Raw genomic sequence first — 14145 nt, 5'->3', positions numbered from 1 at the left:
TGGACGCGCTGACTGACGTCGCCGACACCCTACAAACTAGCGTCGGTAGTTTTCGGGTGGCCAGGGGGTGCGCCGGTCAGATGATGCCGAAAAGCATCCCTGCCCCGAGGACCACGAGGGAGGTGAGGGCCGCCCACTTCACGGTGAACCGGGTGTGGTCGCCGAACTCGACCCGGGCCATGCCCACGAGGACGTAGACGGCCGGAACCAGCGGGCTGGACATGTGCAGGGCCTGCCCGACCAGGGAGGCGCGGGCGATTTCGAGCGGGGCGACGCCGTGGGCGGCGCCCGCCTCGGCCAGGACCGGCAGGACACCGAAGTAGAAGCCGTCGTTCGACATGAAGTAGGTGAGCGGCAGGCTCAGCAGGCCGGTGACCAGGGCCATGTGCGGACCCATGCCGTCGGGGATGGCGCCGACGAGCCAGTCGGCCATGTGCTTGACCATGCCGGTGCCGGAGAGGACGCCGGTGAAGACGGCGGCGGCGAAGACCATGCCGGCGACGTTGAGCACGTTGTCGGCGTGGGCGGCGATGCGGGCCTTCTGGTCGGGCATGTGCGGGAAGTTCACCGTCAGGGCGAGGGCGGCCCCGAGCAGGAACAGCACCGGGATCGGCAGCAGCTCCGTGATCATCGCGGTGAGCAGGGCGACGGTGAGGGCGGCGTTGAACCAGTAGAGGCGGGGGCGCAGGGTCACCCGGTGGGGGTCCAGGCCCTGGATCTCACCGGCGGCGGGCTCGGGACCCTCGGAGCCGGCGGCGGTCGCGGGGGCCTCGGAGCCGGCGGCGGTCGCGGGGATCCCGGAGCCGGCGGCGGCCTCCGCGTCCGGGCCGGTCCCGCTGCCCGCGCCGGCCGTACGCGAGCCCCCGGCGGCCCGCTGCGCACCGGATCCGGCGGCGACGAGGGTCTCCGGCTCCTGCCGCTCCGCCTCCTCGCCGGGCATCACCAGGGATCCGACCCGGCGGCGCTCGCGGACGCCCAGGACGTAGGCCAGGACGAACACGAAGACCAGGCCGGCGGCCAGGGCCGGGATCATCGGAACGAAGATGTCGGCGGCGTCCAGCTTGAGCGCCGTGGCGGCGCGGGCGGTGGGGCCGCCCCAGGGCAGGGTGTTCATGACGCCGTTGGCGGTCGCGGCGACCCCGGTCATGACCACCAGGCTCAGGCCGAGCCGCTTGTAGAGCGGGTACATGGCCGAGACCGTGATCATGAAGGTGGTCGATCCGTCCCCGTCGAGGGAGACGATCGCCGCGAGGACCGCGGTGCCGACCACCACCCGCATGGGGTCGGCCTTGCAGAACCGCAGGATGCCGCGGACGACCGGGTCGAAGAGGCCGACGTCGATCATCACGCCGAAGTAGACGATGGCGAACATCAGCATCGCGGCGGTCGGCGCGAGCTTGCCGACGCCGTCGATGACGTAGTTCCCCAGGTGCGCGCCCTTGCCGGCGAACACGCAGAACAGCGCGGGGATGAGGACGAGCGCCGCGATGGGCGACATTTTCTTCAGCATGATCAGGACCAGGAAGGTCGCGATCATGGCGAAGCCGAGGAAGGTCAGCATGCAGGGAAGGTAGGTGCCGCCTCCTGGGGCCAACAAGACGTCCGGGCGTGAGCAATACGAGCAAAACCCCAGCTCAGGGCAGGGGTGTCAGGGTGACCGGGAAACCGTTGAGCACCGCGGTGCCCGACAGCGGGTCGAGGCGGCTGCCGTCGAGGAGCTGGTTCACGTTGGCGCCCGGCACGGCGCCGGCCACCGCGAGCCGGGTGCCGTCGCGGTCGTGGCCCCAGCCGTGCGGGAGGCTGACCACTCCGGTGCGGATGGTGTCGGTGACCTCGACGGGGACGTCCAGGCTGCCGCCGTCGCCGGTGACGCGGGCCCGGCCGCCGTCGGCGAGGCCGAGGCGGTCGGCGTCCTGGGGGTGGACCTGGAGGGTGCAGCGGTTGGAACCTCCGACCAGGGCCGGGACGTTGTGCAGCCAGCTGTTGTTGGACCGCAGATGGCGGCGGCCCACGAGCACCAGGGCGGCAGGGCGGTCGGCGAGCGCCTCGCGCAGCCGGGGCAGCTCGGCCGCGATCGGTTCCGGCAGCAGCTCGATCCTGCCGCTGCGGGTTCTCAGCAGTCCGGGGAGCCGGGGCCGCAGCGGGCCCAGGTCGATGCCGTGCGGGTGCGCGAGGAGCCGCTCCAGGCTGAGTCCGTCCTGCGCCGCGCCCGTCGCGCCCGTCCCGGCGGCGCCGAACAGGTCTCCGTACGGCCCGAGTCGGAGCATGAGGTCGAGCCTGCGCTCGGGGCCGCTCTCGCCGGTCAGCAGCCCCGCGAGGCGGGCCGGGTCGGCGCCGTGCAGGGGGGAGTGCCGGTCGGCGGTCTCCTTGGCGAGGGCGGCCGTGATCGCCGTCTCGTCGACGGCCGTGGGCTCGGCGGCGCCGTGCATGCCGGAGACGGCCAGGACGAGGCGGGCGAGGATCTCGCACTCGTCGAGCCGGCCCGCCTCCAGGGGGACGGCGGCTCGGGTGTAGCGGACCTGGTTGCGGATGGCGAACCCGTTGAAGGCGAAGTCGTGGTGGGCGCTCTGGGAAGGCGGCGGCGGGGGCAGGACGACGTGGGCGTGGCGGGAGGTCTCGTTCAGGTAGGGGTCGACGCTGACCATGAAGTCGAGCCCGGCCAGGGCCGCGTCGAGCCGCCGGCCGTCGGGGGCGGACAGCACGGGGTTGGCCGCGACGCAGATCAGGGTGCGGACGCGCCCCTCCCCCGGCGTCTCGATCTCCTCGGCCAGGGCGGCCGTGGGGAGTTCGCTCTTGACCTCGGGGTGTCCGCTGACCCTGCTGTGCCAGCGGCCCAGCGCGAACCCCCGGCCGGGCCCGGCGGGGCGGGGCCGCGGGCCGGTGGCGGAGAGCGGGAAGAGGGCCCCGCCGGGGCGGTCGAGGTTCCCGGTCAGGACGTTCAGGACGTCGACCAGCCAGCTGGCGAGCGTCCCGTACTCGACGGTGCAGCTGCCGATCCGCCCGTAGACGGCGGCGGTCGGCGAGGCCGCGAGCTCCCGGGCGAGGGTGCGGATCTCCTCGGCCGGCAGGTCGCAGGCGGGGGCGACGGCCTCGGGAGTGAAACTACCGAGCGCGGCGGAGAGTTCCCCGAGCCCTTCGGTGTGCGCCGCGAGGGCGCCGGGGTCGGCGAGCTTCTCCTCCAGGAGGGTGTGGGCGAGCGCCGCCAGGAGGAGGGCGTCGCTGCCGGGGCGCGGCGCGAGGTGCCGGTCGGCGAGCCGGGCGGTGCGGGTGCGGCGCGGGTCGACGACGACGAGCGTGCCGCCCCGGGCCCGCAGGGCCTTGAGCCGGCCGGGGAAGTCGGGGGCGGTGCACAGGGAGCCGTTGGACTCGACGGGGTTGGCGCCGATGAGCAGCAGGAAGTCCGTACGGTCGAGGTCGGGCACCGGGATGGCGAAGGGGTCGCCGAACAGGAGTCCGCTGGAGACGTGCTTGGGCATCTGGTCGAGGGTGCTGGCGGTGAAGAGGTTGCGGGTGCCGAGGGCCCCGAGGAGGAGGGGCGGGTAGAGGGCGCCGGCCATGGTGTGGGTGTTGGGGTTGCCGAGCACGACGGCCACGGACTGGGCCCCGTGCTCCCGGACGAGGGCGGGGACGGCGGCGGCGATGGCCTCGTACGCCTCGTCCCAGGTGGCTTCGCGCAGCCGTCCGTCACGGCGGACGAGGGGGGTGCGCAGGCGGTCGGGGTCGGCGTCGAGGGCGCCGAAGGCGGCCCCCTTGGGGCAGATGAAGCCGCGGCTGAAGACGTCGTCGCGGTCGCCGCGGGCGCCGGTGACGGTGGTGCCCTCGATGGTGAGGGTGAGGCCGCAGGTGGCTTCGCAGAGGGGGCAGATACGCGGGGCGGTGCGGGGCATGGGCCCTCCCGGGGGCGGCAGGCGGCGGCACGGGCGCGGGCCTGCGGGTCCCGTCACGCGGAGCGGGCCCCGCGGGCGCCCTGAGCATACCGACCGGTAGGGAGGGTGGGGAGGGGGTCGGGGCCGTCAGGTCAGTCCAGGACGCGAGCCAGGTAGGCGTGCATCATCGCCCGGGTCTCGTCGATGATCCCCGGGTCCCCGTCCGGATCGGCCCGGAAGGCCAGGTGCACGAGGGCGTCGGTCGCTTCGACGGCCACCAGGACCGCCCGCGCCAGGACCGGGCCGGGGGTGAGCCCGAGGTGGGCGCGCAGCAGCTCGGTGAGACGGTCCGCGACCTGGTGGTTGGGGTCGGCGTCGGGCCCTTCGGCGGGGGGTGCGGGGACCCCGAAGTCGACGAGGGCGAAGCCGGGGACGGTCCGCTTCATGGCCAGGTACTCGTCGAGCACGGCGTCGACGACGGGCCGCCAGTGGGTGGCGGGCAGGGGGGCGAGCCGGGCGGTGATGCCCTCCGCGTACCGGTCGAGGTTGCGCTGGGCCAGGGCGGCGGCCATGGCCCGCTTGTTGCCGAAGAAGCGGTAGACCGAGCCGATGGGGACGCCCGCACGGACGGCGACGGCGCGGGTGCTGAGGTTCTCGTAGCCGGTCTCGTCGAGGAGTTCGGCGCAGGCGTCGAGGATCCGGGCGAGGCGGTCGGCGCTGCGCTGCTGGACGGGGGTCCGGCGCAGGGGCTGGGCGGGAGGCACGGGATCCATCATGCCCTTTCCGGCGGAGCTCAGTTCAGGAGGAGGGTGAGCCCGCCGATGGTGTACGTGATCATCAGCGCGAGGAGCGGCAGTTGTCCGGCGACGGCCCTCGCCGGGGGGAAGAGGCGTACGGAGCGGTCGTGCGCGGCGATCACACCGAGTACGTGCCCGGCGACGACGGCGATCACCTGGAGGGCGGCGAGGGCGCCGGGACCCAAGGGGGGACTGGGCTCGGGGGCGTTGTCAGTGCCCAGTGCGATGCTTACTGTGCGTGGTCCTTCGGTGACGAGGAGGGAGAAGTAATGGGCGATGAGATAGCCGAGGGCGATCGGTACGAGTGAGTGCGCGAAGGCGGTCAGCGGGCGGGGGTGCGGTCCGCTGACGAGGCGGGTGGCTCCCGCGCACAGGCAGTACAGGGTGGCGACGAGGGCGATGGAAGCGAGCAGTCCGAGCGTGGCCGTGGGGGTGCGGCCGAGGGGGGAGGTCTGAGTGGCGTTGATCCAGGAGGGGTTGTCGGAGTAGCCGTCGTAGGCGGTGGAGCCGAGGAGGACGCAGACGGTGGCGACGAGTCCGGGCCGCTCGGGCGTCGCGTCGAGTCCGTGGAAGGGGTTGCGCAGGACGAGGCGGCCGTCGGCGCGGCGGCCGAGGGGGGAGAGCCGGGCGAGGAGGTCGGAGTAGGCCTCGAAGGCGTCGGCGGCGGTGAACCAGCACGCGCCGAAGCGGGCGGCGAGCAGCAGGTGCACGGCGCAGTAGCAGGCGAGGGCGACCAGGAGGGAGGTGGTGGAGGCGGGGTCGGGTGAGACGAGTTCGAGCCAGGTGAAGCCGAACAGGCCGGCGGCGGCGGGCCATTGGCCGAGGCCGGCCGGCAGGGGGCGGCCGGCTCCCGGCGGGCGGCGGCGGGCCCGGCTGAGGAGGCGGTGCAGGGTGCGGAGCGGGTTGAGCAGGCGCCAGACGGGGCCGAGGAGGAGGGAGGCGGGCACGAGTCCGACCCACAGCAGGACGTAGACGGCGCCCGGAGCGGGGTTGCGGGCGGGGTCGTCGGGACCGAGGAGGAGGTGGAGGAGTACGGCGAGGGCTGCGGCGAGACCCAGTCCGCGCAGGGTGGTGCGGGTGGCCGGCGCGTCGGCCACCCGCTGGAGCCCGGCGGGCAGGGCGAGGCCGGAGCGGTCGCCGCGGAAGCGGGACGCGGACCAGAGGAGGCCGAGCACGAGGAAGGAGACGAAGAGCGCGGCGAAGGCGCCGGCGAAGGCGTAGAAGGGCGAGATCGGCAGGTCGTGCCGGGAGCCGATCCCGTGCGCGAGGAGGGCCGGGGGCTCGGAGGGGAGGGGGGTCATCGGACGAGGAGCTGGGTCAGGACGAGCCCGGACGCGTGGGTCTCGACCTCGAAGAGGCCCGTGCGGTCGGCCGTCAGGACCAGGGTGGCCTCCTGGCCCGCGGGCAGGGCGAGTTCCTTGTCGTAGCCGTGGACGTGCAGGGTGTCGGCGCGGTCGCTGGTGACGCGCAGGGCGATCCGCTCACCGCGCTTGAGCTCGGTGCGGGCGGGGGGCGGGGACACCGTGCCGTCCCGGACGGTGAGGGTGACGGTCCGGTCGGCGGCGGGCGTCCGCGGGGGCTCCGGCGAGCCGGTGGGGGCGGGTGCGGTGTGGCTGTGGGACTCCTGGCCCGGGGGGCCCGGGGTCAGCCGCACCGTCGCCTCGACGGGCTTGCCGGCGACGGCCCAGGCGGTGTGGTCGTCGGCGTAGAGGCGGACGGTCAGGGTGTGTGCGCCCTCGGGCAGCTGCGTCGCGGGCAGGTGGAACCAGGGGCCGTACACGCGGGCCAGCTTGCGGCCGTCGAGTTCCAGGTGGGCGTGGCCGGCGCCGGGGAGGGCGGCGCCGCCGGTGCTGTCGGGGGTGAACCGGAAGCCGGTCACGTCCAGCTGGAGGTTCCAGCCATCCTCGGTGTCGGGGCGGACGGTGAGCCGTACCTGCGGCGCGCCCTGGGCGGGGACCTCGCGCAGGCGGTGTCCGCTGCCGTCCGTGGTGTCGAGCAGGGTGCCGGCATCGCCGGAGGCCTGTTCGTGGGTGGTGCCGGGTTTGTGGTGGGTGGTGGCGCGGCCGCCGCAGCCGGTGGCCGCGCCGCTGGTGAGCAGGAGGAGGAGCGCCACCAGCGCGGCCGTCCGGGCGCGGCGGCGCGGGCGGGTCCGGCGGGCCTGCCGGGCGTCGGCCCGGCAGGCGTCGCAGGGGACGTGGGGCTCGGCGGGGTCGGTCACTGCGGGTCTCCGGTGGTCGGGCGGCCCGGGGCCGGCGCCGGGACGGGGCCCGCCTGGACCGGGGTGCCGTCACCGGACGGGGTGCCGTGGCCGGGCGGGGTGCCGTCACCGGGCGGGGCGCCGTCGCCGGGCGGGGTGCCGTCGGCGGGTGGGGTGCCGTCGCCGGGCGGGGTGCCGTCGCCGGGGGTCGGGGCGGCGGGGGTCGGGGCGGCGGGGGTGGGGGTGGGGGGAGTGGGGCGGGCGGAGGCGACGACCGCCCACAGGACCCACACCACCGCGACCAGGGCGCGGATCCAGGCAGGGCTGAGCGGGATCCACGGAATCATCAGGACGGCCTTGTCGAAGGCGTCGAGCAGGGTCAGGGCGCCGAGGAGGAGGGTGAGGCGGGCCAGCCAGGGGCGTTCGGGACGCAGGGCCAGGCCGGTGCCGGTCCACCACAGGCCGAGCAGGAGCAGGGCGAGGGCGGGAACGGGGGTGTGGGTCAGGGACATCGTGGAGCCGGCGACGTCCAGGGCCAGGCCGGCCAGGCCCAGCAGGGCGGACGCCGTGCCGAGCCGGGAGCGGCGCAGGCGGCGCCCCCACAGGACTCCGCCGACCGTCAGCAGGACCGCGGCCACCGCCAGGGCGATCTGGGTCTCCGCCCGTTCCAGGCCCCGCGCCCCGTACCAGTCGCAGCCGGCCGGGAGCCTGCGGGCCTGCACGTTGTAGTCGGCGCAGACCAGCAGCTGCGTCAGCTTGACCGGTTCGCCCACGAGCCGGGCCGAGGCTCCGCTGACCCGGCCGCGCACGCTGCCGCACTGCGGGAGGGTGCCCGGGGTGGAGCCGTCGGGGCCGTCCTGCCAGCAGTTGCCGCGGCCCTGGCCGTCCCACCAGACGTCGCTGCCGTTGGGGCGGGAGGCGCCGGACCGGTCCCTGCCGAGGACGTTGCCCGCGTAACGGTTGTGGTGGGAGGTGTCGGTCTGCTTGGACCACTTCTCCTCGCCGCGGATGAACGCCGGCACCGCGCTGAGGAAGAACCCGGCGCGCCGGTGCCCGTAGACCCAGTTGTCCTCGTAGACGTTCCAGTTGCCGCCGGCGGTGATGATGCCGGTGCCCGGCGGCATGGAGATCTGCGGGCAGACCACGCCCTGCTCGTAGCCGCGGGCGGCGGGCGGCCTGGCGCAGGTGCCGTCCGCGACGTAGTGGTAGTAGTCGGCGTTGTTGTCGTGGATCAGGTTCCGCTCGAAGCGGGCGTGGTTCTGCGGCAGGCCGGGGTGGCCGGGGAAGGCGCTGTCCATCGAGGCGCCGCCCATGTTCTGGTCGAACTCGTTGTCGTGTACGTACACGGAGTCCCCGGCGGTGCCGGAGTAGCCGACCATGTTGTGGTGGCTGCGGCAGCCGGTGATCTCGATGGAGTAGCGGGGCACGTCGTAGCCGCGGCCGTCGTTGATGTTCGAGGCGCTGCCGGGGTAGATGCCCGAGTCCCCGTTGCCGTAGGACTCGCAGTTCTTGTAGAGGCCGTGGTCGCTGGCGAAGGTCAGGAAGCCGTACTCGTCGTTCCAGCGGGTCAGGACGTCGTCGATGACGAAGCCGTCGGCCGCGAGCACGTACAGGGAGTTGAAGGTGGTGCGCTGCGCGGTGAAGTTGCGGAAGTAGACGCCGTCGGAGCCGTCGGCGCGGATGGCGTTCAGCTTCCGGTACTGCGCGTCGATGACCACGTCCGTGCGGGCGGCGCCGGTGCCCTCGATCTGGAGGTCCTTCTTGCCGAGGATCGCGACGAGGTTCTGGTTGTGGCGGCAGCGCACCTGCTGCTCGTAGGACAGGATCTGGTAGCCGAGCGCCGAGTCGGGGGCCTCGAGGTGCGCGCACTCCCCCGCGGGCGGGGGGAGCGAGGGCTCCTCCTCGTAGAGGCCGGGGAGGATCGCGATGTTCATGCCCGGCCGGTCGACGGCGTCCACGGCCTCCTGGAGGTGGCGGTAGCCGCCCGCCTGGCAGCGCTCGTACAGGGTGAGGTTGCGCTGTCTGAGCTGTTCGGGGAAGCCCGCGGTCCGGCGTTCGAAGTCGGCCCGGTCGGTCTTGCAGACCAGCAGGTCGGGTTCGGCGGCGCGGTGGCGCGGGACGGATCCGCGGCCGTCGGGGAGGGCGACGGGGCGCTCCTCGTGCGCGCGTGCGGCGGGCGCGGCGGCGAGGAGGGACAGGAGTGCGAGGAGGGCGGCGAGGAGCGCCGCCGGCACGGCAGGGAACCTGCGGGTCCACGACATGCGCGTGAGAGTAGAGCAATGTTCACCTTTTTGGATCCCCCCGTGCACGCCTGGCCGGAAAGAGGGCGTTGACGTGCGGGTCGCGGAATCCTACTGTCGACCATAGGATTCCTTCGACGGAGCGGGAGCAGCCCATGAGCGAGCAGGCCAGGAAGACGGCGCAGACGCTGGAGTACCTCACCGGCTTCGGCAACGAGCACAGCTCGGAGGCCGTGCCCGGCGCCCTGCCGCTCGGCCGCAACTCCCCCCAGCGCGCCGCCCTCGGCCTCTACGCCGAGCAGCTCAGCGGCAGCGCCTTCACCGAGCCGCGCCGCCACAACCGCCGCTCCTGGCTCTACCGGATCCGCCCTTCCGCCGCACACCCGGCCTTCACCCGCGTCGACAACGGCGCCCTGCGCACCGGCCCCTTCACCGAGACCGTCCCGGACCCCAACCGGCTGCGCTGGAACCCGCTGCCCGACCCGGCCCCCGGCACCGACTTCCTCGCCGGCCTGTGGACCCTCGGCGGCAACGGCGACGCCACCCAGCGCACCGGCATGGCCGTCCACCTCTACTCCGCCAACGCCGACATGACCGACCGGGTGTTCAGCGACTCCGACGGCGAGCTGCTGATCGTCCCCGAGCGCGGCGGCCTGCTGCTGCGCACCGAGCTCGGCCTGCTCAGCGCCGGCCCCGGCGAGGTGGCCCTGATCCCGCGCGGCGTCCGCTTCCGCGTCGAGCTCCTGGACGGCGACGCCCGCGGCTACGTCTGCGAGAACTACGGCCAGCCCTTCGAGCTGCCCGACCTGGGCCCGATCGGCGCCAACGGCCTGGCCGCCGCCCGCGACTTCCGGGCGCCGGTCGCCGCGTACGAGGACGCCGAGCGCCCGACCGAGGTGGTCAACAAGTTCTGCGGCAACCTCTGGGCCGCGACCTACGACCACTCCCCGCTCGACGTGGTCGCCTGGCACGGCACGCACGTCCCGTACGTCTACGACCTGCGCAGGTTCAACGTGATCGGGTCCATCAGCTACGACCACCCGGACCCGTCCATCTTCACGGTCCTGACCTCGCCCTCCGACACCCCCGGGCTGGCGGGCGTGGACTTCGTGGTCTTCGCCCCGCGCTGGCTGGTCGGCGAGGACACCTTCCGCCCGCCGTACTTCCACCGGAACGTGATGAGCGAGTACATGGGCCTGATCGAGGGCGCCTACGACGCCAAGGCCGAGGGCTTCGTCCCCGGCGGCGGCTCGCTGCACAACATGATGTCCGCGCACGGACCGGACCGGGAGACCTTCGACCGGGCCAGCGCCGCCGAGCTCAAGCCCCAGAAGATCGACGACGGCCTGGCCTTCATGTTCGAGACCCGCTGGCCGATCACCGCCACCGCCCAGGCGGCCGGCGCGGACCACCTCCAGCGCCGGTACGACGACGTCTGGGAGGGCCTGGAGCGGCACTTCCGCGCCTAGTATTCCCCCTGCCCCGCACTGCCCAGCCTGCCGCCCCGCCCCCCGGGCGCCAGCCCCCTACGGAGAACCACCCGTGACCGCCTTCGCACCCGACTCCCTGGTACTGAACCGGAAGCTGCCGCTCTGGTACCAGGTGTCACAGTCGCTGCGCGCCTCGATACTCGGCCGTACCCCGGACGCCTCGCTGCGCCTGCCGACCGAGGAACAGCTCGCCGAGCACTACGGCGTGAGCGTGCTGACGATGCGCCAGGCGCTCAAGGAGCTGGAGGGCGAGGGCCTCATCAGCCGGCACCGGCGGCGGGGCACCTTCATCGAGCCGGGCGCCCGCCGCAGCGCCCCGGTGCGGCTGCTCGGCTCGGTCGACGCGATCGTGGCGCAGCAGTCGGGCGAGGCCACGACGGTCCTCGGCCACGAGCGGACGCCGGTGTCCGGGGAGCTGCTGGAGCACTTCCCGGACCTGCCGGAGGTGGTCACGTTCCGCCGCCTGCGGTGCGACGGCGGCAGCGGGGAGCCGACGAACTGGGCCGAGAACGCGGTCCGCCCCGAGCTGGCCGACGCGGTGGACCTCGCCGACCTGGAGCGGTGGCCGATGACCAAGGTGCTGCGCGACGTGGTCGGCGTGCGCATCAGCCGGATCACGGACACCGTCGAGGCGCGCCTCGCCGACCCGGAGACGGCCGAGCTGCTCCGGGTGCCGCTGCTGAGCCCGATCCTGCACTACACGGGCGTGACGTACGGGGAGGACGGGCGGGTGGTCGACGTGGCCCGCATCCGGTACCGGGGCGACCGGTTCTCCTTCACGGTCACCGTCGACGCGCCCTGAGCGCGACCGCGGGAACGGGAACGCCCTACTTCTGCTGTTCGTTCTCCTCCGTGAGGCGCTCGCCCTCCGCCTGCGAGGGCGTGGTGCGCATCGTCTGGGGGTGGTGGCGCTGCTCCTTCTGCCGCTCGTCCATGTCCTCGTCGAGCCGCTCGCCCTCGGCCTGCGAGGGGGTCGAATACTCGTCGTACTGACTCATGGCCGACTCCTCGGTCGGTACGGATGCACTGCGTACGCGGACGTCCAGGGAGGTGACGGACGCGTACACAAGGAGCGTAACGCTTCGGCCGGGACACGGCCCGGCCCCGGCCGCCCGTCGCTACCATCTGCCGGGTGAGCGACGACGTACCGCTGCTGGACGATCTGATGCCCTGGGCCGTGAGCGGCCTGCGCCTGGGCCGCGCCTGGGTCGCGGCACCCGATCCGGCCACGCTGCGCGCCCGCTGGTCGGCCCTGACGGAGGCCGAAGGGACGGAGCGCGAAAGGCTGTTCCGGCCGAGCCGGACGCGTACGCCCTCCGCCGGCGCGGCCGCCCTGCCGGGGCAGCGTTCGGCCACCGCCCGCTTCGCCGACGACCCCGGCCCCTTCCCGGATCCCGTACGGGTGCTCCGCGCGCCCTTCGACGAGCAGTGGCTGCTGCCCGACCAGCGGCTGATCGACGCGGCCAGGCCCGAGCTGTGGCGGGTCCTGGACGGGCAGCAGCTGTTCCTGCTGGAGGCCCCCGGCCTGCTGGTCACCCCGCACCTCCCGGCCGGCCGGCTGGGCCGGATCCGTCCGCTGCACCGGCGCCCTGGCGGCGCCGAACCGAACCTCGCGCCGGGCCTCGCCGCCCTGCTGGGCGGCCGCCACGGCGGCTGGGTCACCCCGGAGGACGTGCTGTGCTGGATCCTCGCCGCCGGCCGCCCCGGGCCGCGGGGGTACGAGGTCCCGCTCGCCGCCGACCCCGGGCGCTGGCGGGCCGGGGTGGAGCTGGGCCACCGGCTGCTCGGCGTCCAGCTGCGCGGGGCGCGCGGCGGTGAGCCGCCCCGGCTCCCGGGCGGGCGGCGGCCGTACGTCCGGTCGGCGGTCACGGCCTGGCCGCGGGAGCTCGGCTACGACCCGGAGACCGAGACGCTGACGATCGGCGACGGCGCCGTCGCCCCCGTCCCGGCGGGGGCCTGGGCGTACGAGGCGCAGGGCGTGCCGGTGCTGGAGTCCTGGTTCGCCGCCCGCAGCGCGCACCGGGAGCCGGAGGCGCGGGGGCTGGAGGGCTTCGGGCCGGCCGAGTGGCCGCAGGCCTGGACCTCGGAACTGCTCGCCCTGGTGACGACCCTGTCACTGCTGGCCGATCTGGCCCCGGAGCGGGCGGATTTCACGCCCGGCCCGCTGCTGCCGGCCGCCGAGCTGGCGGCCGCCGGAGTGCTGCCGCCGCCGCGCTGGTCCCGCCGCCCCGCGTCGGTCCTGGACCACCAGGAGGAGGGCCCGGGTGGTCAGTTCGCCCTGCTCTGACCCCCGTCCCGGCGCCGGCCGGCCGCGGTGGGAGGTGACAGATCCGGCCCCCACCCGGTAGGCAGGGCCCATGAGCAACGAACCCCTGCCCCTGGCCGGACTCACCGTCGTCGCCGTCGAACAGGCCGTCTCCGCGCCCTTCGCCACCCGTCAGCTCGCCAATCTCGGAGCCAGGGTGATCAAGGTGGAACGGCCCGACGGCGGTGACTTCGCGCGCGGCTACGACACCGCCGCCCGGGGTCTGGCCTCGCACTTCGTCTGGGCGAACCGGGGCAAGGAGTCCCTCGCGCTGGACCTGAAGGACCCGCGCGGGCTGGAGGTGCTGCACGCCCTGCTCGACGGCGCCGACGTGTTCGTGCAGAACCTCGCGCAGGGGGCCGCCGCACGGCTGGGGATCGACGCGGCCGCGCTGTGCGCCCGCTACCCGCGACTGGTCGCCGTGGACATCTCCGGCTACGGCGAGGGCGGCCCGTACGCCCACAAGCGGGCCTACGACATGCTCGTGCAGTGCGAGGCGGGGCTGGTGTCGGTGACCGGGACCCCGGAGCGGCCCGTGAAGGCGGGGATCCCGGCGGCCGACATCGCGGCCGCCATGTACGCCTTCTCCGGGGTGCTCGCGGCGCTGCTGCGGCGCGGGACCACGGGGCGCGGCGGCCCGGTGGAGATCTCGATGCTGGAGTCGCTCGCCGAGTGGATGGGGCATCCGCTGCACCACACGATGCACGGCGGGGAGCAGCCCGTACGGACGGGCCTGGCGCACGCGGTGATCGCCCCGTACGACGCGTACGCGACGGCCGACGGGGACCGCGTCCTGCTGTCGGTGCAGAACGACCGCGAGTGGCGGCGGCTGGCGCGTGAGGTGCTGGAGCGGCCGGAGCTGGCCGAGGACCCGAGGTACGCGACCAACGCCGCCCGTACGAGGGGGCGGGAGGACACCGACGCGGTGGTGGCCGGGGTGCTCGGCAAGCTCGGGGCCGAGGAGGCGGTGGAGCGGCTGGAGGCGGCCGGGATCGCCTGTGCGCGGCTCAACTCGGTGGCACAGCTGGCCGGACACCCGCAGCTGGCGGCACGGGACCGCTGGCGGGAGGTGGACACACCGGCGGGCCCGCTGCGGGCGCTGCTGCCGCCGATCGGGCTGCCGGGCGGAGCGGAGGCGCGGATGGGAGCGGTGCCCGCGCTCGGCGAGCACACCGACGCCCTGCTGCGCGCCCTGGGGACGCCGGACGCGCGGATCGCGGAACTGCGCGGGGACGGTGTGATCGCCTGAG

At 74.4% G+C, this 14145-nt stretch carries 11 protein-coding genes; 4 read left to right on the top strand and 7 right to left on the bottom strand.

Annotation, left to right across the window (positions count from 1 at the left end; genetic code table 11):
• Positions 1-76: 76 nt before the first annotated feature.
• From ACZ5NJ_RS00445 to ACZ5NJ_RS00420, 6 genes are all read right to left on the bottom strand, one after another.
• Positions 77-1561, bottom strand: coding sequence for a CitMHS family transporter (locus ACZ5NJ_RS00445; RefSeq protein WP_468761099.1), 1485 nt, complete (start codon positions 1559-1561; stop codon positions 77-79).
• Positions 1562-1634: 73 nt separating this feature from the next.
• Positions 1635-3887 (bottom strand): molybdopterin oxidoreductase family protein, encoded by a 2253-nt coding sequence (locus tag ACZ5NJ_RS00440; protein ID WP_468761097.1) that lies wholly within the window; start codon positions 3885-3887, stop codon positions 1635-1637.
• Between the two features lie 131 nt (positions 3888-4018).
• Positions 4019-4639 carry a TetR/AcrR family transcriptional regulator gene (locus ACZ5NJ_RS00435; protein ID WP_468761978.1) on the bottom strand — a complete coding sequence of 207 codons (621 nt, stop codon included), beginning with the start codon at positions 4637-4639 and terminating at the stop codon, positions 4019-4021.
• Between the two features lie 20 nt (positions 4640-4659).
• Complete coding sequence (locus ACZ5NJ_RS00430) at positions 4660-5964, bottom strand: hypothetical protein (protein ID WP_468761096.1); 1305 nt, start codon at positions 5962-5964, stop codon at positions 4660-4662.
• Positions 5961-6779 (bottom strand): cupredoxin domain-containing protein, encoded by an 819-nt coding sequence (locus tag ACZ5NJ_RS00425; protein ID WP_468761976.1) that lies wholly within the window; start codon positions 6777-6779, stop codon positions 5961-5963. Before ACZ5NJ_RS00425 ends, ACZ5NJ_RS00430 begins: the two co-directional genes overlap by 4 nt.
• Positions 6780-6877: 98 nt before the next feature.
• Entirely contained in the window at positions 6878-9121 is a 2244-nt protein-coding gene (locus tag ACZ5NJ_RS00420) for a right-handed parallel beta-helix repeat-containing protein (protein ID WP_468761093.1), read from the bottom strand.
• Positions 9122-9255: 134 nt separating this feature from the next.
• Here ACZ5NJ_RS00420 and hmgA point away from each other — a divergent pair, with 134 nt between their 5' ends.
• Both hmgA and ACZ5NJ_RS00410 read left to right on the top strand, forming a co-directional pair.
• Positions 9256-10569 carry a homogentisate 1,2-dioxygenase gene (gene hmgA, locus ACZ5NJ_RS00415; protein WP_468761091.1) on the top strand — a complete coding sequence of 438 codons (1314 nt, stop codon included), beginning with the start codon at positions 9256-9258 and terminating at the stop codon, positions 10567-10569.
• Positions 10570-10642: 73 nt separating this feature from the next.
• On the top strand, positions 10643-11392 hold the full coding sequence (locus ACZ5NJ_RS00410) for a GntR family transcriptional regulator (RefSeq protein WP_468761089.1): 750 nt from the start codon (positions 10643-10645) through the stop codon (positions 11390-11392).
• Between the two features lie 25 nt (positions 11393-11417).
• Here ACZ5NJ_RS00410 and ACZ5NJ_RS00405 read toward each other — a convergent pair whose 3' ends face one another.
• Complete coding sequence (locus ACZ5NJ_RS00405) at positions 11418-11588, bottom strand: hypothetical protein (protein ID WP_344169037.1); 171 nt, start codon at positions 11586-11588, stop codon at positions 11418-11420.
• A gap of 167 nt (positions 11589-11755) precedes the next feature.
• Between ACZ5NJ_RS00405 and ACZ5NJ_RS00400 the strand changes: the two genes are divergently transcribed.
• Entirely contained in the window at positions 11756-12877 is a 1122-nt protein-coding gene (locus tag ACZ5NJ_RS00400; RefSeq protein ID WP_468761974.1) for a type ISP restriction/modification enzyme, read from the top strand.
• A 70-nt stretch (positions 12878-12947) separates the two neighbouring features.
• Positions 12948-14144 carry a CaiB/BaiF CoA transferase family protein gene (locus ACZ5NJ_RS00395; RefSeq protein WP_468761087.1) on the top strand — a complete coding sequence of 399 codons (1197 nt, stop codon included), beginning with the start codon at positions 12948-12950 and terminating at the stop codon, positions 14142-14144.
• Position 14145: the final 1 nt, after the last annotated feature.

The sequence above is a fragment of the Streptomyces sp. NPDC032091 genome, from assembly GCF_055580265.1.
The sequence above is the reverse complement of the archived record's forward strand: the minus strand, read 5'-3'. Positions and strand labels throughout refer to the sequence as shown.

Excerpts from the sequence above, each read along its gene's own strand:
- ACZ5NJ_RS00405 (WP_344169037.1), bottom strand. The coding sequence starts at position 11,588 with ATGAGTCAGTACGACGAGTATTCGACCCCCTCGCAGGCCGAGGGCGAG.
- hmgA (WP_468761091.1), top strand. The coding sequence starts at position 9,256 with ATGAGCGAGCAGGCCAGGAAGACGGCGCAGACGCTGGAGTACCTCACC.
- ACZ5NJ_RS00445 (WP_468761099.1), bottom strand. The coding sequence starts at position 1,561 with ATGCTGACCTTCCTCGGCTTCGCCATGATCGCGACCTTCCTGGTCCTG.
- ACZ5NJ_RS00420 (WP_468761093.1), bottom strand. The coding sequence starts at position 9,121 with ATGTCGTGGACCCGCAGGTTCCCTGCCGTGCCGGCGGCGCTCCTCGCC.
- ACZ5NJ_RS00395 (WP_468761087.1), top strand. The coding sequence starts at position 12,948 with ATGAGCAACGAACCCCTGCCCCTGGCCGGACTCACCGTCGTCGCCGTC.
- ACZ5NJ_RS00400 (WP_468761974.1), top strand. The coding sequence starts at position 11,756 with ATGCCCTGGGCCGTGAGCGGCCTGCGCCTGGGCCGCGCCTGGGTCGCG.
- ACZ5NJ_RS00435 (WP_468761978.1), bottom strand. The coding sequence starts at position 4,639 with ATGGATCCCGTGCCTCCCGCCCAGCCCCTGCGCCGGACCCCCGTCCAG.
- ACZ5NJ_RS00430 (WP_468761096.1), bottom strand. The coding sequence starts at position 5,964 with ATGACCCCCCTCCCCTCCGAGCCCCCGGCCCTCCTCGCGCACGGGATC.
- ACZ5NJ_RS00440 (WP_468761097.1), bottom strand. The coding sequence starts at position 3,887 with ATGCCCCGCACCGCCCCGCGTATCTGCCCCCTCTGCGAAGCCACCTGC.